Origin of the sequence: Microbacterium aurantiacum, assembly GCF_040532595.1 — a bacterium.
GTDB lineage: Bacteria > Actinomycetota > Actinomycetes > Actinomycetales > Microbacteriaceae > Microbacterium > Microbacterium chocolatum_B.
In genome coordinates this window covers 2,403,574-2,424,090 of record NZ_JBEVYX010000001.1, presented here as the reverse complement: position 1 = coordinate 2,424,090, position 20,517 = coordinate 2,403,574, and the positions used below count along the sequence as shown (strand labels likewise).

Annotated in this window: 19 protein-coding genes; 7 read left to right on the top strand and 12 right to left on the bottom strand. The window is 70.9% G+C overall.

Annotated features, from left to right (window positions below; translation table 11 throughout):
* Positions 1–49: 49 nt before the first annotated feature.
* On the top strand, positions 50–493 hold the full coding sequence (locus tag ABXJ56_RS11290) for a hypothetical protein (protein ID WP_353999758.1): 444 nt from the start codon (positions 50–52) through the stop codon (positions 491–493).
* Positions 494–579: 86 nt separating this feature from the next.
* Entirely contained in the window at positions 580–1,785 is a 1,206-nt protein-coding gene (gene metX, locus ABXJ56_RS11285; RefSeq protein WP_353999757.1) for a homoserine O-acetyltransferase MetX, read from the top strand.
* 9 nt (positions 1,786–1,794) lie between these two features.
* On the opposite strand, the gene ABXJ56_RS11280 is transcribed toward metX, so the two are convergent.
* The 6 genes from ABXJ56_RS11280 to ABXJ56_RS11255 form a co-directional block, all read right to left on the bottom strand.
* Positions 1,795–2,100 (bottom strand): thiamine-binding protein, encoded by a 306-nt coding sequence (locus ABXJ56_RS11280; RefSeq protein WP_353999756.1) that lies wholly within the window; start codon positions 2,098–2,100, stop codon positions 1,795–1,797.
* Positions 2,097–3,332 (bottom strand): hypothetical protein, encoded by a 1,236-nt coding sequence (locus tag ABXJ56_RS11275; protein WP_353999755.1) that lies wholly within the window; start codon positions 3,330–3,332, stop codon positions 2,097–2,099. The genes ABXJ56_RS11280 and ABXJ56_RS11275 overlap by 4 nt, the downstream gene beginning before the upstream one ends.
* 28 nt (positions 3,333–3,360) lie before the next feature.
* Positions 3,361–4,227, bottom strand: coding sequence for an NAD(P)H-hydrate dehydratase (locus ABXJ56_RS11270; RefSeq protein WP_353999754.1), 867 nt, complete (start codon positions 4,225–4,227; stop codon positions 3,361–3,363).
* Between the two features lies 1 nt (position 4,228).
* Complete coding sequence (locus tag ABXJ56_RS11265) at positions 4,229–5,287, bottom strand: hemolysin family protein (protein ID WP_353999753.1); 1,059 nt, start codon at positions 5,285–5,287, stop codon at positions 4,229–4,231.
* On the bottom strand, positions 5,284–6,633 hold the full coding sequence (locus tag ABXJ56_RS11260) for a hemolysin family protein (protein ID WP_353999752.1): 1,350 nt from the start codon (positions 6,631–6,633) through the stop codon (positions 5,284–5,286). The genes ABXJ56_RS11265 and ABXJ56_RS11260 overlap by 4 nt, the downstream gene beginning before the upstream one ends.
* A 224-nt stretch (positions 6,634–6,857) precedes the next feature.
* Complete coding sequence (locus tag ABXJ56_RS11255; RefSeq protein ID WP_353999751.1) at positions 6,858–8,324, bottom strand: GuaB1 family IMP dehydrogenase-related protein; 1,467 nt, start codon at positions 8,322–8,324, stop codon at positions 6,858–6,860.
* 180 nt (positions 8,325–8,504) lie between these two features.
* On the opposite strand from ABXJ56_RS11255, the gene ABXJ56_RS11250 reads away from it, so the two are divergent.
* Positions 8,505–12,230 carry a multifunctional oxoglutarate decarboxylase/oxoglutarate dehydrogenase thiamine pyrophosphate-binding subunit/dihydrolipoyllysine-residue succinyltransferase subunit gene (locus ABXJ56_RS11250; protein WP_353999750.1) on the top strand — a complete coding sequence of 1,242 codons (3,726 nt, stop codon included), beginning with the start codon at positions 8,505–8,507 and terminating at the stop codon, positions 12,228–12,230.
* Positions 12,231–12,311: 81 nt separating this feature from the next.
* Here the strand turns inward: ABXJ56_RS11250 and ABXJ56_RS11245 are convergent, their stop codons facing one another.
* Both ABXJ56_RS11245 and ABXJ56_RS11240 read right to left on the bottom strand, forming a co-directional pair.
* Positions 12,312–12,554 (bottom strand): alpha-ketoglutarate decarboxylase, encoded by a 243-nt coding sequence (locus ABXJ56_RS11245; protein WP_053547686.1) that lies wholly within the window; start codon positions 12,552–12,554, stop codon positions 12,312–12,314.
* The gene (locus ABXJ56_RS11240) at positions 12,551–13,150 is read right to left on the bottom strand and encodes a sigma-70 family RNA polymerase sigma factor (RefSeq protein WP_310892175.1); all 600 of its coding nucleotides are present in this window, start codon (positions 13,148–13,150) and stop codon (positions 12,551–12,553) included. The genes ABXJ56_RS11245 and ABXJ56_RS11240 overlap by 4 nt, the downstream gene beginning before the upstream one ends.
* Positions 13,151–13,272: 122 nt before the next feature.
* On the opposite strand from ABXJ56_RS11240, the gene aroA reads away from it, so the two are divergent.
* The 3 genes from aroA to bcp are packed head-to-tail and all read left to right on the top strand — an operon-like array spanning position 13,273 to position 16,137.
* Positions 13,273–14,598 carry a 3-phosphoshikimate 1-carboxyvinyltransferase gene (gene aroA / locus ABXJ56_RS11235; RefSeq protein ID WP_353999749.1) on the top strand — a complete coding sequence of 442 codons (1,326 nt, stop codon included), beginning with the start codon at positions 13,273–13,275 and terminating at the stop codon, positions 14,596–14,598.
* Positions 14,595–15,662, top strand: coding sequence for a ribosome small subunit-dependent GTPase A (gene rsgA / locus ABXJ56_RS11230; protein WP_353999748.1), 1,068 nt, complete (start codon positions 14,595–14,597; stop codon positions 15,660–15,662). Before aroA ends, rsgA begins: the two co-directional genes overlap by 4 nt.
* A 4-nt stretch (positions 15,663–15,666) precedes the next feature.
* A complete protein-coding gene (bcp, locus tag ABXJ56_RS11225; protein WP_353999747.1) occupies positions 15,667–16,137 on the top strand; it encodes a thioredoxin-dependent thiol peroxidase in 471 nt (156 codons plus the stop codon).
* Positions 16,138–16,148: 11 nt separating this feature from the next.
* Here the strand turns inward: bcp and ABXJ56_RS11220 are convergent, their stop codons facing one another.
* Entirely contained in the window at positions 16,149–16,550 is a 402-nt protein-coding gene (locus ABXJ56_RS11220; protein WP_353999746.1) for a histidine kinase, read from the bottom strand.
* 248 nt (positions 16,551–16,798) lie between these two features.
* Here ABXJ56_RS11220 and ABXJ56_RS11215 point away from each other — a divergent pair, with 248 nt between their 5' ends.
* Positions 16,799–17,047: a WhiB family transcriptional regulator gene (locus tag ABXJ56_RS11215; RefSeq protein ID WP_013583608.1), complete on the top strand. Its 249-nt coding sequence runs from the start codon at positions 16,799–16,801 to the stop codon at positions 17,045–17,047.
* A 12-nt stretch (positions 17,048–17,059) separates the two neighbouring features.
* Here ABXJ56_RS11215 and ABXJ56_RS11210 read toward each other — a convergent pair whose 3' ends face one another.
* Genes ABXJ56_RS11210 through ABXJ56_RS11200 form a run of 3 tightly spaced genes read right to left on the bottom strand, consistent with a single transcriptional unit; the run spans position 17,060 to position 20,482 of the window.
* Positions 17,060–18,544: a sensor histidine kinase gene (locus ABXJ56_RS11210; protein ID WP_353999745.1), complete on the bottom strand. Its 1,485-nt coding sequence runs from the start codon at positions 18,542–18,544 to the stop codon at positions 17,060–17,062.
* Between the two features lie 16 nt (positions 18,545–18,560).
* Positions 18,561–19,856: an AAA family ATPase gene (locus ABXJ56_RS11205; protein WP_353999744.1), complete on the bottom strand. Its 1,296-nt coding sequence runs from the start codon at positions 19,854–19,856 to the stop codon at positions 18,561–18,563.
* Positions 19,853–20,482, bottom strand: coding sequence for an SAF domain-containing protein (locus tag ABXJ56_RS11200; RefSeq protein WP_353999743.1), 630 nt, complete (start codon positions 20,480–20,482; stop codon positions 19,853–19,855). The genes ABXJ56_RS11205 and ABXJ56_RS11200 overlap by 4 nt, the downstream gene beginning before the upstream one ends.
* Positions 20,483–20,517: the final 35 nt, after the last annotated feature.

Genomic DNA, 20,517 nt, shown 5'->3' with positions numbered 1-20,517 from the left:
CCCGCGCCCATGCCGGGTCGCCGATTGGACCACCGTCTAGACTCACCCGATGCACCTACCGCGCACACGATTGATCACGATGCTCGCCGCAGCCATGCTCATCACGCCGGCACTCGCAGGCTGCGTCAGCTCGGCGGAGCCGAACGTGACCGTGGACGCTCCCACAGCCACAGTGACCGCAACCGTGACCGCGGCACCCGCACCCGAGGCCGCGTCCGAGCAACGCTCGCCCGACAGCGCTCTGACGGAGCTCGATGCCTGGTTGCTGTGCTGGGGCGCGACCTCGAACGAATACGGAGAGACCTCGGAGCTCTACTCGTACTCCGCGGATTCACCCTCGGGCGGTTCGACGGTCACCGACATCGGCGACGGGACGTTCCAGGTGCTCGTGCCGTTCGCAAGTGAAGGGCGCGGTGCCGAAGCGATCTGCATCGCGAGCGGAACGGTGGGTGCACCCTCGGTAGACCTCCAGGGCGGACGTGACTTCGGATGATCGGCACCCCGCTGGGACGTAACACGCGCGAGCACACCCACCCGTCGACATAGCCTGGTACCTCGCGCGAAAGGAGGTTCACGACGATGGACTGGCAGACCTCCGAAGACACCGTGCCCTCCGCGCCGGTGACGGAGGCCGACGCCCGGTCGCTGCTCGGCCGGCCGCCCGCGACGGGAGCGTGGCGCGACGGAGACGCCCCGGGGCAGCGCCGCTTCGCGCCGCTCGGCGCACTCCGCACCGAGAGCGGCGACGACATCCCGGTGGTGCGCCTCGCTTACGAGACCTGGGGCACGCTCAACGAGACGCGCGACAACGCGGTCCTCATCCTGCACGCCCTCACGGGCGATTCGCACGTGCGAGGACCGGCCGAACCCGGGCATCCGACCAGCGGCTGGTGGGACGACATCGTCGGGCCCGGCGGTCCGGTCGACACCGATCGGTGGTTCGTCGTCGCGCCGAACATGCTGGGCGGATGCCAGGGGTCGACGGGCCCGGCGAGCATCGCCCCCGACGGATACGAGTGGGCCGCGCGCTTCCCGTATCTCACCGTGCGCGACCAGGTCGCCGCACAGGCCCGCCTCGCCGATGCCCTCGGCATCGACGCCTGGGCCGCCGTGATCGGCGGCTCCATGGGCGGGATGCACGCGCTGGAATGGGCGGTGGGCCTCCCGGAGCGCGTCGAGCGCCTCGCGGTCCTCTCGGCGCCGCCCGTGAACACCGCCGATCAGATCGCGCTGAACTCCGTCCAACTGGGAGCGATCCGCCTCGACCCCCGCTTCGCCGGCGGCCAGTACTACGACGCCGGCGACGGGGACGGGCCGCACCGCGGCCTGGCCCTCGCCCGCCGCATGGCTCTGCTGAACTACCGTTCGCCCACCGAGCTGAATCAGCGCTTCCAGCGCTCCTGGCAGTCCGGCGTCAGCCCGCTCGGACACGGCGGCCGCTTCGCGGTGGAGTCCTACCTCGACTTCCACGGCAACAAGTTCACCCGCCGGTTCGACGCGAACTCCTACCTCACCCTCGTCGAGGCGATGAACTCGCACGACGTGGGGCGCGACCGCGGCGGCATCGAGGAGGCGCTGCAGCGCGTGCAGGCGCGCACACTCGTCCTCGGAATCGACAGCGACCGCCTCTTCCCGATCGAGGGCCAGCACCGCATCGCCCGCGGCATCCGTCGCACGATCGACGGGGACCGCGCCGTCGTGCTCGCGAGCGACTTCGGCCACGACGGCTTCCTCATCGAGACCGCGGCGGTGGGCACGCACCTGCGGCGACTGCTGGAGGACTGAGCCTCCGGTTCAGGACCGCTCGATCGCCGCTTCGAGACGCTCGAGCTTGCCGTCCAGTTCTCCGGTGTACCCCGGGCGGATGTCGGCCTTCAGCACGAGCGAGACGCGCGACCCGAACGGCGTGACGGCCTCGGTCGCACGCTTGACGACATCGAAGACCTCGTCCCACTCCCCCTCGATCTCGGTGAACATCGACGAGGTGCGATGCGGCAGACCGCTGTCGCGGACGACCCGCACGGCGGCGGCCACCGCATCGTGGACGGAGCCGTCGGCGCGGCCGGTGCCGCTCGGCGCGACGGAGAAGGCGACGATCATGGGTGTCCTTCCGGGGAGGCGGGTCGGGGATCGCCCGCGGCGACGCGGGCGGCGGTGGGGACGGCCACAAGGCGCGCCACGGTCCAGACGAACAGGACCACCTCCAGCAGGTTACGCCCCAGCAGCAGCGCGACCGCGGCCGGCTGCAGCGCCAGCAGCGCGTCGTACGTCCACGGGAAGAGCACCTGTGTGGCTGCGGTCATGACCAGCGCCAGGAGCGCCGGTCCCGCCCAGGCCCGTCGATCGATCACCAGGGCGAGCACGAAGGGCGCGATGATCCACACCATGTACTGCGGCGAGCCGACCTTGTTCACCGCGATCAGCGCGAGCACCAGCGAGAGCGCGAGCGGAGGGAAGAGGGAGACGAAGCGGGCCCCGCGCGCGACCTTCGCGGCGCCGACGGCTGCGAGCGCCGCGCCGACGAGGACGAGGAGGGGGGTCATGAGGGCGATCACGACGTCGACGTTCGGACCCGTGACCTGGAAGGTGACGATGTCGGGGTCGTAGTACACCGCGGCCCCGGACGAGCCGGCCAGTGCGAGCAGGACGTAGACCGAGCTGACGGGAGCCTCCAGCTGCAGCCCACGGGAGGCCTGGTCCCCCACGAAGCCGAGGAGGTGGGCCGCGCCGCCCGCTGACAGTGCGAGGGCGACCACGACGACGCTGAGCGCCGCGCCGCCGCCGATGATCGCTCCCCGACGACGGACAGCGATCATCGCGGCGAGCAGGAGCGCCGCCGGCCAGACCTTGATCCAGGTCGCCGCCGCGAGCAGCGCGGAGGCGAGCCACGGACGACCGATGAGCCACACGCAGCCGAGGATCGCCAGCGGCACGGTGACGGCGTCCAGGCGATACATGCCGACACCGCCGAGGGCGAGGATCGCGGCGAGCCAGAAGAGCGCGGCCGCGATGCGACCCCGCGAGCGGGCGGTGCCGATCAGGATGCCGAAGGCGACGGCATCCGCCGCGGTGACCAGCAGTCCCCACGCGAGGGTGAAGTCGACGACGGCGCCGAGGAAGCCCGCCAGGACGATCGGCACCAGCGCGAGGGGCGGGTAGATCCACTCCATGGTGACGCCGGGGATCGCGTCGCCCCGGATCGTCGTGCCCGCCCACCACCGGTAGAGCTGGTCGACGTCCCACGAGGCGGCGCGTCCGTCGACGAGACCCAGGACGATGACGAGGGCGTGCACGAGGGCGAACCCGCACCACAACGCCGCCCGCCTCGACACGGTCCCATCCTAGGGAGCGCGGCGTGTCTCACCGAGGCTGGGAACCGGCCGCGAGCTCCTCGCCGAGGACCGCGGGGACGGCCTCCGCGACGTCCAGAGCGGTGATGGGCCCACCCGCGTGCCGCGCGGAGGCACGGCGCGCGGCACGCCCGTGCACCCACGCGCCGGTCGCGGCGAGTCCTGCCAATCGCCGCGGATCGAGGCGGGGGTGGTCTGCGGCGGCGGCCGCCACAAGGGCGCCGATGATTCCGGCGAGGACGTCGCCCGTTCCCGCGGTCGCGAGCCACGGAGTGCCGGCCTCCACCGCGAGGAGCGTGCCGTCCGGTGCCGCCACGAGGGTCCGCGCGCCCTTGAGGAGCACGACCGCATCGACGGCACGCGCCGTCTCTGCGACGGATGCCGCGCGATCCGCGCCCGCGTCGGCGAGTCCGAGCGCCGCACGCAGACGATCGTGCTCGCGCGCGTGGGGCGTCAGGATGCGCGGCGCCGAAGCGTCCGGGGCCAGGTCGAGGGCGCCCGCATCGACGACGATCGGGACCTCCCCGTCGAGAAGATCCCGGAGCGCCGAGGTCTCCGCCGGCGCCCGGGTCGCGGCATCCGTTCCCGAGCCGAGCACCCACGCCTGCACCCGACCGCCCGCGGTGACCGTCTCGGGACGCCGCGCGAGGACGAGGTCCTCCGCACGACGCGGCCCGATGTAACGGACCATACCGGCGCCGGACCGCCACGCCGCTTCGACGCCGAGGACCGCGGCGCCCGGGTACTCGTCCGCGCCGGTGCGCAGCCCCACCACCCCGCGCCGGTACTTGTCGTCGTCGGAGCGCGGCGCGCGGACGTGCGCGCGGGCGTCCGTCTCCGCCCAGAGCGGGTCGTTCGGCGCGGCGGGTGCGGTCATCTCACCGCACCCCGCGTCGGGTGGCGTCCTGCACCTCGCCGACGAGCTCTTCGATGACGTCCTCGAGGAACAGCACCGCCGTCGTGGTGCCTTCCGCGTCTCGGACCTGCGCGAGGTGTCGTCCCGCGCGGCGCATGACGGCCAGCGCGTCCTCGAGGTCGGTCGTCTCCAGCACCGGAACCATATGGTGGATCCGCTTGCTCGGGACCGGGCGCGCGACGTCCGCCGCCAGCTCCGGGTCCTCCGCGGCGCGCAGCACGTCCTTCAGGTGGACGTAGCCGACGGGGAGTCCCTCGTCGTCGATGATGACGTAGCGCGAGAAGCCGTGCTTGGCCACGGCCCGCTCGATCTCGACCGGGGTCGTGTGCTGCGGCAGGGTCACGAGGTCGCTCATCGGCACGGCGATGTCGGCCGCCTTCTTGTCGGTGAACTCCATCACCGCCGCCACCGTGCCCGCCGCATCGTCGAGGACGCCTTCGATGCGGGACTGGTTGACGATCGTGGCGACCTCTTCCAGCGTGAACGTCGAGGCGGCCTCGTCCTTCGGCTCCACCTTCGCCAGACGCACGATGTGGTTGGCGATCCAGTTCAGCGTCACGATGATCGGGTGGAAGAGCTTCGAGACCCACACGAGCGGGGTCGCGAGCATCAGCACCGCACGATCGGGGACGCTGAAGGCGAGGTTCTTCGGCACCATCTCGCCGAAGACCACGTGCAGATAGGAGACGATCAGCAGCGCCACGACGAAGCCGATCGTGTCCACGAGCGCCTCGGGGAGGCCGGTGAGGCCGAGCGGCTCCGCGAGGAGATGGTGGATCGCCGGCTCGGAGACGTTCAGGATCAGCAGGGAGCAGATGGTGATGCCCAGCTGACTGGTCGCGAGCATGAGCGTGGCGTGCTCCATCGCGTACAGTGCGGTCTTCGCCGCGCGGGAGCCCTTCTCGGCGAGCGGCTCGATCTGCGAGCGCCGCGCGGAGATGACGGCGAACTCGGCGCCGACGAAGAAGGCGTTGGCCGCGAGCAGCACGACCAGCCAGGCCAGTCCCGCCCAATCGTTCATCGGCGATCACCCGCCTTCGACTCGGCGGTGCGCGACGAGCCCGGCACGGGGACGGCGACGGGCGAGGGGGTGAAGCGCACCCGGTCGACTCGGCGTCCGTCCATCCGGTGCACTTCGAGGTCGCCGTCGTCGATGGAGACCTTGTCGCCGACGGCGGGGATACGCTCCAGGACGCTCATGATGTAGCCGCCCACCGTGTCGTAGACCTCCCCCTCCGGGATCAGGATGCCCGTGCGGTCGCGCACCTCGTCGGGGCGGAGGTCGCCTGGCAGGAGGACCGAGTCGCCGCTGCGGACGACACCCGCGCGGCGCCGGTCGTGCTCGTCGAGGACTTCGCCGACGATCTCCTCGACGAGGTCCTCGAGGGTGACCACACCGGCCGTCCCGCCGTACTCGTCGACGACGACGGCCATCTGGTACCCGCGGGCGCGGAGCTCGGCGATCAGGACATCGAGGTGCACGGCTTCGGGGACGCGCAGCGGCTCCGTCGACAGCGCCGCCGCGGGGACGTCGGCGCGCCGGTCGCGCGGGACGCCGATCGCGGCCTTGAGGTGCACGATGCCCGTGATGTCGTCCATCGAGTCGTCGTAGACGGGGAAGCGGCTGTGCCCGGTCCGGCGGGCGAGCTGCACGACGTCCTCGGCGGAGTCGCCGGCGGCGACGGCGTGGATGCTCGGGCGCGGGGTCATGACGTCGGCGGCCGTGAGACGCGAGAACCGCAGGCTGCGGTCCAGGAGCGATGCGGTGTCCTTCTCCAGGACGCCCGCGCTCGCCGAACGGCGCACAAGGCTCGACAGCTCCTCGGCCGTGCGGGCTCCGGACAGCTCTTCCTTCGGCTCGACGCCCAGGGCCCGGAGGACGCCGTTGGCGCTGCCGTTCAGCATCCGGATGGCCGGACGGAAGACCGTCGTGAATGCGACTTGGAAGGGAATGACGAGCTTGGCGGTCTGACGCGGCACCGCGAGGGCGAAGTTCTTGGGGACGAGCTCGCCGATGATCATCGAGAAGATGGTGGCGACGCTGATCGCGACGATCACCGCGACCGGCGAGACGAGGGCCTCCGGCATCCCCCACGCGGTGAACACCGGGCGCAGGAGGTTGGAGATCGCCGGTTCCATCGTGTACCCGGTGAGGAGCGTGGTGAGGGTGATGCCCAGCTGTGCACTGGAGAGGTGGGTCGAGGTGATCCGCAGCGCGCTGATGGTCAGCGACAGCCGGGTCTCTCCCGCCTCGCGGCGGGCCTCGAGGTCGGCGCGGTCGAGATTGACCAGCGCGAATTCGCTGGCGACGAACAGTCCTGTTCCGATGGTGAGCAGCAGCCCCACGCCCAACATGACGTAATCCATCACACGTCACCTCCCTCGTTCGGGGAGGCGGAGCGGTGGGGCACGGGTCTGCAACTAGGAGGGTCGTCCATGGAGCAGAAGTGTACGGGACGCCGCCGCACGCGTGCCGCCCCGTCGCCGCCCGGACCGAACTCCTCAGATCCGCGCCCACGCCGACCGGAACGGACCGAGCGAGCCCCCCGGATCCGCGGATCGGAGGAGTTGCGCACGCGCGGGCGGGGCACCTACCAGCTGACCGGCAGCGCCTTGCCCTCTTCGTAACCGGCGGCGGACTGCAGACCGACGCGCGCGCGCTCGCGGAACTCGGGCACGGTGGCCGCGCCCGCATAGGTGAACGACGAGCGGACGCCGGAGGTGATCATGTCGAGCAGGTCCTCCAGGCTCGGCCGCAGCGGGTCGATGTAGATGCGCGAGGAGGAGATGCCCTCGGCGAACAGCTCCTTGCGCGCGAGTTCGTAGGGGTCGAGGCGTCCGAACCGCTCGTGCACCGCCTTCGTGGAGGCCATGCCCCACGACTCCTTGTACGCGCGCCCGTCGGCGTCCGTGCGCACCTCGCCGGGCGCCTCGATCGTGCCGGCGAACCACGACCCGATCATGACGGATGCCGCTCCCGCGGCGAGCGCCAGCGCGACGTCCCGCGGGTAGCGCACGCCGCCGTCCGCCCACACGTGCGCTCCGCGCTCCCGCGCGGCCTCCGCCGTCTCCAGGACGGCGGAGAACTGCGGCCGGCCGACGGCGGTCATCATGCGCGTGGTGCACATCGCACCGGGTCCGACCCCGACCTTCAGGATGCCGGCACCGGCGTCGACGAGATCGGCGACCCCGTCCGCGGTGACGATGTTGCCGGCGGCGATCGGGACGCCGAGTCCGAGATCGGACACGGTCCGCAGCGCCCGCAGCATTCCTTCCTGGTGGCCGTGCGCGGTGTCGACGACCAGCACGTCGACACCCGCGGCGACCAGGGCTCGGGCCTTCGCCGCCACATCGCCGTTGATGCCGACGGCGGCCGCGACGATGAGCCGGCCGTCGGCGTCCACCGCGGGACGGTACAGCGTCGACCGCAGCGCCGTCCGCGGCGAGAGCGTGCCCACCAGGTGGCCCCTCTCCACGACGCAGACGGTCGCCGCATCCGCCGCCACGAGGACGTCGAAGGCCGCACGGGACGAGCCGATGTCCTCCGCCTCGATCGAGACGGCGTGACCGCGGACGAGATCTCCGAGCCGGGCATCCGCCAGCGCGGTGCCGAGGCGCTCGGCGGGGACGACCCCCAGGATCCGATCGTGCGGAATGCCGGCATCCGTCGCCTGATCCGACGGGGCGACGACGATCCCGTGCCCCGGGGTGGCGGGGAGCAGGCGTGCCGCGTCGGCGACGGTCGCCTCCGGGGGCAGCACGAGCGGAGTGTCCCAGCGCACCGGCTGGCTCTTCACCCAGCGGATCGCCGCATCCAGTTCCTGCAGCGGCATGTCCTGCGGGAGCACCCCGAGGCCTCCGCGGCGGGCGAGGGTGGCCGCCAGCCGCGCCCCGGTGACGGAGTTCATGTTCGCCGAGACGAGCGGGATCGTGGCGGACGTGCCGTCACGCGGGGAGAGGTCGACATCGAGACGACTGGTCACCGCCGAGCGACGCGGGACGAGGAACACGTCGGAGTAGGTCAGATCGACATCGGGCTGCGCGCCGTAGAACTCCATGGCGCCCAAGAGTAGTGACCCTTCCTGTGCGGATGATTCTGCGGATTCTTATCTCTGATGGGCCCCCCTGCACCCCGAACGCCGGGTGCGGATGGGGTTAGGCTTGTCAGGTCGTGCGCGTGAGCGCGTCCGCGCCCCCGCGACCCACGGACATTCATCGATGAAAGCAGGCGATCCAGCGTGTCGAGCCAGGTGACGGGCCTTGGAGTTTCGAACGAAGGAGAGTTCGGAGCCAACGAATGGCTCGTCGACGAGCTGTACGAGCAGTACCGCGTCGATCCGAACTCCGTCGACAAGGCGTGGTGGCCGATTCTCGAGTCCTACACCCCGGTGGACGGGGCGGAGAAGCCGCAGGCGTCCGCACCGGCGCCGACCGCGTCGGTGACCGAGGCGGCGGCACCGTCGGCGAAGGCGGCCCCCACCACGAAAGAGCCGAAGCCGGTGACGGCGCCGATCCCCACCATCGGGTCGCAGCCCGTCGCGCGGACCACCGCACGCCCCGCGTCTCCGCAGCCGATCCCGGCGCAGGCTCCCGCTGCGGCACCGTCCGAGGCGAGCGAGCAGGCCGAAGACCAGGTGACCGTTCTGAAGGGGATGCCGAAGGCGCTCGCCGCCAACATGGACGAGTCCCTCACCGTCCCCACCGCGACGAGTGTGCGCACGGTCCCCGCGAAGCTCATGATCGACAACCGGATCGTGATCAACAACCACATGTCGCGCACGCGGGGCGGGAAGGTCAGCTTCACCCACCTCATCGGCTGGGCGATCATCCAGGCGCTCAAGGAGTTCCCGAGCCAGAACGTCTTCTACGCCGAGGTCGACGGCAAGCCCTCGGTCGTGGCTCCGGCGCACGTGAACCTCGGCATCGCGATCGATCTGCCGCGCCCCGACGGCACCCGCGCGCTGCTCGTGCCGAGCATCAAGCGCGCGGACCAGCTGACCTTCGGCGAGTACCTCAGCACCTACGAGGACCTGGTCACGCGCGCCCGCAAGAACAAGCTGACCGCGGCCGACTTCCAGGGCACGACGATCTCCCTGACCAACCCCGGCGGCATCGGCACCGTGCACTCGGTGCCCCGCCTGATGAAGGGGCAGGGCTGCATCGTCGGCGCCGGCGCGCTGGAGTACCCTGCCCAGTTCCAGGGCGCGAGCGAGAAGACGCTCAGCGAGCTGGCGATCGGCAAGACGATCACCCTCACCTCGACCTACGACCACCGCGTCATCCAGGGTGCGGGCTCCGGTGAGTTCCTGAAGAAGGTGCACGAGCTCCTCATCGGGCAGCGCGGGTTCTACGACTCGATCTTCGCCGAGCTGCGCATCCCCTACGCGCCGATCCACTGGGCGAACGACATCAACGTCGACCTCGCCGAGCGGGTCGACAAGACCTCGCGCGTGCAGGAGCTGATCAACTCCTTCCGTGTCCGCGGCCACCTCATGGCCGACATCGATCCGCTCGAGTACGTCCAGCGCACCCACCCGGACCTCGAGATCGAGAACCACGGTCTCACCTTCTGGGACCTCGACCGCGAGTTCGTCACCGGCGGCTTCGGCGGCAAGCGCCAGCTGAAGCTCCGCGACATCCTGGGCGTGCTCCGCGACTCGTACTGCCGCACCATCGGCCTCGAGTACATGCACATCCAGGACCCGGAGCAGCGCGCGTGGTTCCAGCGCAACGTCGAGCAGAAGTACCAGAAGCCGACGCATGACGAGCAGCTCCGCATCCTGGACAAGCTCAACCAGGCCGAGGCGTTCGAGACGTTCCTGCAGACGAAGTACGTCGGTCAGAAGCGCTTCAGCCTCGAGGGTGGCGAGTCGCTCATCCCTCTTCTGGACGAGATCCTCCAGGGAGCCGCGGAAGCCGGTCTCGACGGAGCCGCGATCGGCATGGCGCACCGAGGGCGTCTGAACGTCCTCACCAACATCGCCGGGAAGACGTATGGTCAGGTCTTCCGCGAGTTCGAGGGACAGGTCGCGATCGGCTCGAAGAGCGGATCCGGCGATGTGAAGTACCACCTCGGCACCGAGGGCACGTTCTCCGCCGACGACGGCGCCGAGCTTCCGGTCTACCTCGCGGCGAACCCGTCGCACCTCGAGACCGTCGATGGTGTGCTGGAGGGCATCGTCCGCGCCAAGCAGGACCGCAAGCCCATCGGCACCTTCTCGTGGCTGCCCATCCTCGTCCACGGCGACGCAGCGTTCGCCGGTCAGGGCGTGGTCGTGGAGACGCTCCAGATGTCGCAGCTGCGGGGCTACCGCACCGGCGGCACGGTCCATGTCGTGGTCAACAACCAGGTCGGCTTCACCACGACGCCGCAGGATGCCCGCAGCTCGGTCTACGCCACCGACGTCGCCAAGACCATCCAGGCGCCGATCCTGCACGTGAACGGCGACGACCCCGAGGCGGTCACCCGCGTCGCGCAGCTCGCCTTCGCCTACCGCGAGGAGTTCCACCGCGACGTCGTCATCGACCTGGTCTGCTACCGGCGCCGCGGCCACAACGAGGGCGACGACCCCTCGATGACCCAGCCGCTCATGACGAACCTCATCGAGGCGAAGCGATCCGTCCGCCGTCTGTACACCGAGTCGCTCGTCGGACGTGGCGACATCACCGAGGAGGAGTACGAGCAGGCCAAGCGCGACTTCCAGAACCGCCTCGAGGTCGCGTTCGCCGAGACGCACGCCGCCGAGACCGGCTCTTCCCCGGTGGTGGATGCCGAGGCCGATGTCGAGCCCGCGTCCGGCCAGCCGGAATCCACGGGCGTCTCGCGCGAGGTCGTGCACCTCATCGGCGATGCCTTCGTGAACAAGCCCGAGGGCTTCACGGTGCACGCGAAGCTGCAGCAGCTGCTCGACAAGCGCGCGGACATGAGCCGCAACGGCGCGATCGACTGGGCGTTCGGCGAACTGCTGGCGTTCGGGTCGCTTCTGCTCGAGAAGACCAACGTCCGCCTCGCGGGCCAGGACTCGCGCCGCGGCACCTTCGTGCAGCGCCACTCCGTGCTCCACGACCGCGGAAACGGCCAGGAGTGGATCCCGCTGACGAACCTCAGCGACGACCAGGGCCGCTTCTGGGTCTACGACTCGCTGCTCAGCGAGTACGCCGCGATGGCCTTCGAATACGGATACTCCGTCGAGCGGGCCGACGCGCTGGTGCTGTGGGAGGCGCAGTTCGGCGACTTCGGCAACGGCGCGCAGTCCGTCATCGACGAGTTCATCTCGTCTGCGGAGCAGAAGTGGGCTCAGCAGTCGAGCGTCGTCCTCCTTCTCCCCCACGGGTACGAGGGTCAGGGACCGGATCACTCGTCCGCCCGGATCGAGCGGTACCTGCAGATGTGCGCGCAGGACAACATGACGGTCGCGCGGCCCTCCACCCCGGCGTCGTACTTCCACCTGCTGCGCCGTCAGGCCTACGCACGACCGCGTCGGCCGCTGATCGTCTTCACCCCGAAGGCCATGCTGCGCCTGCGCGGTGCGACCAGCCCGGTCGAGGACTTCCTCACCGGCCGGTTCGAGCCGGTCATCGACGACACGCGGTCCATCGACGCCTCGGGCGTGAAGCGCGTGCTCCTGCACGCGGGCAAGATCCACTGGGACCTCAAGGCCGAGCTCGAGAAGAACCCGAACGACGGCATCGCGCTCGTGCGCCTGGAGCAGTACTACCCGGCGCCCATCGACGAACTGCGCGCGGTGCTCGACCGGTACCCGAACGCGGAGCTGGTGTGGGTCCAGGATGAGCCCGAGAACCAGGGAGCCTGGCCGTTCATCGCGTTGAACGTCGTCCCCGAGCTCGATGGTCGCACGATCCGTGTCGTGTCACGGTCCGCCGCAGCGTCCACGGCCACGGGATCCCCGAAGGTCCACGCTGTGGAGCAGGCCGCCATCATGCAGAAGGCGCTCGCCCTCTGAGCCGAGGCTGAGGCCGAGGTCGCCCCGCACCGGACGACGTCACGCCGCCGGTCATCCCTCGGGATGCCGGCGGCGTCGTCGTCAGTGCGTCGCCTGGATCGCGCGCAGGCGCTCGAGCACCTGGTCGCGCAGCTCCTCGGGCGCCGCCTCCTTGCACGCGCGTGCGACGACCTCGGTGAGCGTGCGCGCCACGAGCGCTTCGTCCCGGCATCCCTGGCAGTTCTCCAGGTGCTCGGCGATGTCGGTGTGCTGGGTCTTGCACACCTCGTTGCGCAGGAACTCCTCCAGCTCGCGCTGCGCCTTCTCGCAACCGCAATCGGTCATTTCGCACTCCTCGTGGCGGCACCGGCGATGCCGCGCTCCGTCGCATAGTCGGCCAGCAGGTCACGCAGCATGCGCCTGCCGCGGTGCAGGCGGCTCATGACCGTGCCGATCGGTGTTTTCATGATGTCGGCGATCTCCTGGTAGGCGAAGCCCTCGACGTCGGCGAGGTACACCGCCAACCGGAAATCCTCGGGGATCGCCTGCAGGGCATCCTTCACCACGGATGCCGGCATGTGATCGATCGCCTCGGCCTCAGCGGACCGGCTGGCCCGCGCCGTCGTGGACTCCGCCCCGCCGAGCTGCCAGTCCTCCAGCTCGTCGATCGTGCCCTGATACGGCTCCCGCTGCTTCTTGCGATAGATGTTGATGTAGGTGTTGGTGAGGATCCGGTACAGCCACGCCTTCAGGTTGGTGCCCTGGGTGAAGGTCTGCCATGAGGCGAACGCCTTGACGAACGTCTCCTGCACGAGGTCCGCGGCATCCGCGGGGTTGCGCGTCATCCGCATCGCGGCGGCGTACAACTGATCCATGAACGGGAGCGCCTGCTCCTCGAACTGGGTGCGCGCATCGGGCGCCTGGTCGGGCTGTTCGCTCATCAGGCGCCAGTCTACGGCGGTGTCCTCGCGCTCGAGCATGACGGTCACGACGTGCACACTCCCTTCCGTCCGGCTCCGCCGCGCTTCGGGCGTGGCGGTGCGTGTCAGTAGGCTAGGAACCGATGAGCGCCGATCGGTATTCCCCTGCCACCTCGACGGCCGCGACCTGGCTCGCACCGAGGGCGGAGTCCGACCTGCACGCCACGGTCACGGTTCCCGGCTCGAAGTCGCTGACCAACCGGGAGCTGATCCTCGCCGCCCTCGCCGACGGCCCCGGTCGGCTGGTCGCTCCCCTGCATTCGGACGACTCCGCCCGCATGGTCGACGCCCTCCGCGCTCTCGGCGTCGGGATCACCGAGGAGCCGGGCGCGGGGCCCTTCGGCCCGGACCTTCTCATCGAGCCCGTGTGGCCCCTCCGCGGCGAGGCGGTGGTGGACTGCGGGCAGGCGGGCACCGTCATGCGCTTCGCGGCCGCCGCCGCGGGTTTCGCGCAGGGCGAGGTGACACTGACCGCGCACGAGAGCGCGCTCCACCGCCCGATGGGAGCGATGATCTCGGCGCTGCGCGACGTCGGCGTCGACATCGACGACGGCGGCAGCTGGGCGCTCCCGTTCGTCGTGCGCGGTCACGGCCACGTGCGCGGCGGCGAGGTGACCATCGACGCCAGCGCGTCCAGCCAGTTCGTCTCGGGCCTGCTCCTGGCCGCGCCGCGGTTCGATGTGGGGCTGCACCTCGTCCACGCCGGCCACCGGCTTCCGAGCATGCCGCACATCGATATGACGGTGGAGAGCCTCGCACACCGCGGCGTCCACGTCGAGCGCCCTCGTCCCGGCGAATGGATCGTGCCCCCGGGGCCCCTTCGGGCGAAGGACATCGCCATCGAACCCGACCTCTCCAACGCCGCTCCGTTCCTCGCCGCCGCCATGATCGCGGGCGGATCGGTGTCGGTGACCGGATGGCCCGCGCATTCGACGCAGCCGGGCGCGATGCTCGGCGACATCCTCTCCCTGATGGGCGCGAAGGTCACCCGCCGCGGCGGAGCTCTCACCGTCACCTCCGGGGCCGGCATCCAGGGCGTCGACCTCGACCTCTCGGCGGCCGGCGAGCTCACACCCACGATCTTCGCCCTGGCGGCCTTCGCCGACGCGCCGACCACGCTCTACGGCATCGGCCACATCCGCGGCCACGAGACGGATCGCATCGCGGCGCTGGTGGGCGAGCTGCGCGGCCTCGGCGGGGAGGCGCACGAGCTGGAGGACGGCATCCGCATCGTCCCCCGCCCCCTGCACGGCGGCCTCTGGCGCGCCCACCACGACCATCGTCTCGCCACGACCGGCGCGCTCATCGGGCTGGCTGTGGACGGGGTCGAGATCGACGACATCGGAACGACCGCCAAGACCATGCCGCAGTTCCCGGAACTGTGGCATGGCATGCTCGAGGGCGCATGAGCTGGCTCGACGACCTCGATGACGAGGACGAGGCGGACTTCGACGAGAGCGACATCCGCGTCAGGCCCAACCCCAAGGCCAACCGCCCCCGCACCAAGCGGCGTCCCGCCCACGCCGACGCGACCGTGGCACGGGTGCTGGGCGTCGACCGGGGCCGGTACACGGTCCTCGTGGACGAGGACACGCCGCAGGAACGGACCATCCTCGCGGTGCGCGCGCGCGAGCTGCGGAAGACCCCGATCGTCACGGGAGACCAGGCTCGCGTCGTGGGCGACCTCTCGGGAGACGAGGGCACGCTCTGCCGGATCGTCGGGATCCTCGACCGCCGGTCGCTCCTGCGCCGCAGCGCCGATGACACCGACCAGGTCGAACGCATCATCGTCGCCAACGCCGATCAGATGCTCGTCGTCGTGGCTGCGGCCGACCCGGAACCGCGCGCTCGTCTGGTGGACCGCTACCTCGTCGCCGCCCTGGATGCCGGCATCCGCCCTCTCCTGGTCGTGACCAAGACCGACCTCGCCGACCCCACGGAGTTCCTCGCGCACTTCGAAGGACTCGGACTCGAGGTGTTCACGAGCGGGCAGGGCGCCGGACGGATGCCGCTCGAGCGCATCGGGGAGGCCCTCGTCGGGCACTCCACGGTGTTCGTCGGGCACTCCGGCGTCGGGAAGTCCACACTGGTCAACGCCCTGGTGCCCGAAGCCGGACGGGCGACCGGGCACGTCAACCAGGTCACCGGCCGGGGCCGGCACACCTCCAGCTCGACGGTCTCGCTGCGCTATCGCGGTGCGACGGGCAACGGCTGGGTGATCGACACTCCCGGCGTCCGTTCCTTCGGACTCGGACACGTCGACCCCGCGAACATCCTCCGCGCATTCACCGATCTGGACGAGGTCGCAGCACGCTGCCCCCGCGGGTGCACACATCTTCCCGACGCCCCGGACTGCGCCATCGTCGACGCCGTTGCGGCCGGTGAGCTCGGTCCCGGCGGTCACGCGCGACTGGACTCCCTGCAGCGCCTCCTCGAGACCTTCGCCGCGGGCAGGAGGGGTCCCATAGGCTGAGGGGATGACGCGTCTCTCCACCGGCGACACCGCCCCCGATTTCACCCTCGTCGACCAGGACGGCACCCCGGTGCGGCTCTCCGAGCGCCGTGGCACCGGCGTCGTCCTCTTCTTCTACCCCGCGGCGATGACGCCGGGGTGCACCACGGAGGCCTGCGACTTCCGCGACAGCCTCGCCCCGCTCCAGGCAGCCGGATACACCGTGCTCGGCATCTCGCGCGACGAGCCGGCGAAGCTCCGCGAGTTCCGCGAGCGCGATGCGCTCACCTACGACCTGCTGAGCGACCCGGACCACAGCGTGCACGAGGCCTACGGCGCGTGGGGCGAGAAGACCAACTACGGCAAGACCGTCCTCGGCGTGATCCGCTCCACGTTCGTGATCGACGGCGAGGGCCGCATCGAGCACGCCCTCTACAACGTCAAGGCCACCGGACACGTCGCGCGGGTGCGCTCGCTCCTCGGACTCGACGCCTGATCGGCTGAGCCTCAGACGTCGCCGCCCGCGCGATCCTCGCGGGGCGGTGCACTGGCGCGCACCGTCATCGCCAACAGCACGAGGGTGACGACCGCCGGCACCGCGAGGGCGAGGGCGACCCCCGGGGCGGCGAACGCACCGGTGACGGCTCCGAGTGCGACGGCGAGGATCAGCAGCTGGGTGACGACTCCTCCGGAGCGTCCCCAGCTGCGCTCACTCCACGTGGCGACCCCGAACGCGACGACGGCCGCGGCCCCGATCGCGGTGAGGACGGCGAGGGCGATCGCCGTGGTGAGGACGGCGGTGTCGCCCGCGAGCAGGGCGCCGATCTGCCACACGAGGAGAGCCAGGATGCCGAGCCCCTCGGCCACCAGGAGGACCGCCGCGGCGCGTCCCGTCGTTCTCGCCAGCATGCGCGCGACTCTCTTTCTGACCGGTCGAGATTATAGGAAGGCTCATGTGCTAGGCGCGAATCATCAGCGTCTTCCGCACAAACCTGCCGGTCAACCCTTGATTCAGGTAAACCGCTGTGGGACGATTGGTGAAGCCGTGTGCTCCCACAGCGACGTGGGGCGAGTCGATCTCGCACCCCCACCAGAGTAACGGACCCGAATCCGTCCCTCGTCTTTTCCCTCATCCCCCCGCATCAAGGAGCACCTCTATGGACTGGCGCGACAAGGCCGCCTGCCTCACCGTCGACCCCGAACTGTTCTTCCCCGTCGGGAACACCGGTCCGGCCGTCGACCAGATCGAGAAGGCCAAGTCCGTCTGTGCTCGGTGCACCGTCACCGAGGTGTGCCTGCAGTACGCACTCGAGTCCGGTCAGGACTCGGGCGTCTGGGGAGGCCTGTCCGAAGACGAGCGCCGTGCGCTCAAGCGCCGCGCCGCCCGCGCCCGCCGCGCCTCCTGAGCCGGAAGACCCTCAGCCCCGAGCGCGCTCGATGTAGCGCAGCGGGATCTCGATCGTGACTTCGGTCCCGCTGCCCATGATCGTGTGCCAGTCGATCGTGCCGCCCAGCTCCCCCTGGATCAGGGTGCGCACGATCTGCGTCCCCAGTCCCCGGCCGACCTGACCCTCGGGAAGACCCGACCCGGTGTCGCGCACGCGGACCTCGAGGGTCTCCCCCGTCCGTTCGGCGATGATCTCCACGTCGCCCTCCTGCCCCGCGAGCCCATGCTCGACCGCATTCGTGACGAGTTCGGTCAGAGCGAGCGCGAGGGGCGTGGCGTACTCGCTCGGCAGCGTGCCGAAACGCCCCGTCGACCGGGTGCGCGCGCGCGTGTTGGGCGCGGCCGCCACCTCGGCGACGAGCTTCAGCACACGGTCGAACACGTCGTCGAAGTCGACGTTCTGGGCGAGCCCCTCCGAGAGCGTGTCGTGCACCACGGCGATGGCCGACACGCGCCGCATGGCCTGGGTCAGCGCTTCGCGTGCCTCTTCGGAGTGCGACCGGCGGGCTTGGATCCGCAGAAGCGACGCCACCGTCTGCAGGTTGTTCTTCACCCGGTGGTGGATCTCGCGGATCGTGGCGTCCTTGGTGATGAGCTCCTGCTCCTGATGGCGGATCTCGGTGACATCGCGACACAGCACGATCGCGCCGATCCGCGTTCCGCGGTCTCGGAGCGGGATCGTTCGCAGCGAGACCGTGACGCCGCGCGCCTCGACATCGGCGCGCCACGGTGCGCGACCGGTGAGTACGACCGGGAGCGATTCGTCGAACTGGCGCTTGCCGGGGAGGATCTGCGTCACGACCTCCACGAGCGACTCGCCCTCGAGCTCATCGCCGAATCCGAGCCGGTTGAAGGCCGACAGCGCGTTCGGGCTCGCGAAGGTGGTGACTCCGTCGACGTCGAGCCGGACGAGGCCGTCCGATGCACGGGGTGCGCCGCGGCGGGGAGAGGTCGGGGCGGTGAGGTCGGGGAAGTCGCCGGAGGCGATCATGCCGAAGAGGTCGTCGGCGCAGTCGTTGAAGGTGATCTGCTGACGCGACGGCGTGCGCGCCTCGCCGAGGTTGGTGTGGCGGGTGAGAACCGCGATCGTCTCGTTGCGGCCGCCGCCGGAGCGCACGACCGGCACGGCGCGCACCCGGGTCGGGGTCTCCTCGAACCAGTCGGGGGACGCCGAGTCGACGATGCGTCCGGTGTGGAAGGCGTCACGCACCTGCGTCCGCCACTGGGGCCGCACGCGATCGCCCACGATGTCGCGGTAGAACAGCGTCGCCGCCCCGCTCGGGCGGGTATGCGCCACCGCGACGAACGAATCGTCGAGGGTGGGGACCCACAGCACGATGTCGGCGAAGGCGAGGTCCGCCAGCAGCTGACCGTCTCCGGCCAACCGGTGCAGCCACTCGACGTCCTGCGCACTGGAACGGCCCTGGGCATAGACGAGATCGCTGAGCGTGGACACCCCACCAGCTTAGGGTTCAGGCCCGGGTCGACAGCGCCGCGCGCTCACCTCGCCGAGGGCGCGCGGCCCGGACACGGCGCGTCGGGACGACCGAGTCCGCCGGCACGGCAGGAGGCGGCGGCAGGATCGCCTCACCGACCAGCCGACGGATGCCGAGCGTGACTCCGGAGCGCGGCGCGACGAGACCGATCGGGCGCGCGGCGAGGAGCGCCGCATCCGCCGACTTGCCGTCGTGCGGCAGGAACCAGACGTCGCCGATGCCGCCGAATCGGTCGAGCGCCCGGCGGACCTGACCCCGCGCGTCGATGCCGAGAACCCCCGGGCGCACGCGGTTGATCACGGAGACCACCGGGGTGGAGCCGACGATCGCCTTCAGCTCGGAGTGACCCCGCAGATATCGTGCGATCCCGACCGGATCAGCGGCGCCGACGGCCACCACGAGGTCGGCCGCCTGCAGCGCCGCCACGGTCGCGGCGTTGCGACGCGGGCCGTCCGCGAGATCGCTGACGATCTCCTCGTCCCGTTCGAGCGGTGCGGCGACATCGACGACGACGTGATCGACCCACCCCCGCGTCGCCTCCAGTGCGGCGGTGACCCGCGGCGCCGACAACTCCGGCCAGCGCGAGGGGCGGTTCACCCCGGTGAGCACCTCGACCCCGGTGTCGCGCAGCGGCAGTGCGATGCGTGTCAGCTCGGCGGCATCCAGCGCTCCGCGCTCGGCGCTGCGACATGCGGCGGCGAAGCCCGGTCCCTCGTCGGGAAGCGAGAGGCTGAGCGCCTGGGACGGAGCCGCGGTGTCCGCGTCCACCAGCGCGGTGCGACGTCCTCCGCGCGCGAGTTCGACGGCGAGCCCGGCGGCGATGGTCGAGCGGCCGGGCGCACCGGCCGGCCCCCACACGACGATGACCGCGGGGCCGGTCGACGGCGGCGCCGCGACGGCGACGGCGGGCGCGGCCGCGAGCACCTCGCACAACCGCCACACGGGGACGTCGGGCGCGAGGGGACTCTCGAGCCCCAGGGCCTCGGCCGCCCGGATGTCGTCCGTACGCGAGGCGACGGGGACGATGCGAGTCCGCGCACGGTCGCACAGCGCGACGACCGACGCGTCGACGACGGCGCGCGAGACCGTGAGCACCACGGCGTCGGCGTCCGCGAGCGCGCGGAGGGCCGCGGATGCGTCGGGTTCGGGGAGGTCGTCGCGTGCGAGGAGCGCCAGCGCCTCCGGGGCGAGGACGCCGACGATCTCGATGCCCTCGTGGACCAGCTCGACGGCCAGGCGATCGCCGTCCGCCACGGCGACGAGAACCCTCATGAGCCCGCTCCGGCAACCGGCACCACCGAGAGGGCGGACTGGTCGCTCATGGCGGTCAGCGCGGCGGCGACATCCGCTCGGGGGATCACCAGCTCCAGCTGCGCCGCTCCCCCGCCGATCATCGACTCGTCGCGCGCGACCGAGACGACGGTCGCGTCGGCGACGAGAATGCGTGGCGCGTCGTAGATCCCCCGTTCCCGCTGGGGTGCGGCCCACACCTCGACGACGGTGCCCGCGGATACGGAGGCCGGTACATCGACGGCGCTGCGCACCACGACGCGGGTGGTCCGTGCCGCGTCCGGGCTTCCCACGGAAGCGGCGGGGACCAGTTCGCCCGCCTCGATTGTGCGGGTGGCGACCACCCCCGTCTGGAGAGCGTCCGCCGTCAGATAGTTCTCCGCAACGGTGCCGAGGGAGACCTCGACGCTGCGCACCGCCTCGGCCGTGACCACGTCTCCGGGCACGATCGTGCGGGTCGCCACATACGCGGGAGCGGTCGTCCGCGCCGCCTGCACGGTGAACCACACCCCGCCGATGGAGGCCAGCACCAGAACGATTCCGAGCAGCAGCCGGAGATCCGGGCGCGCAGGGCGGCGCATCGACGGCGAGGAGACGGCGGCGGTCATGACCCCATGTTCGCTCAGAGCGATGATTCACCTCC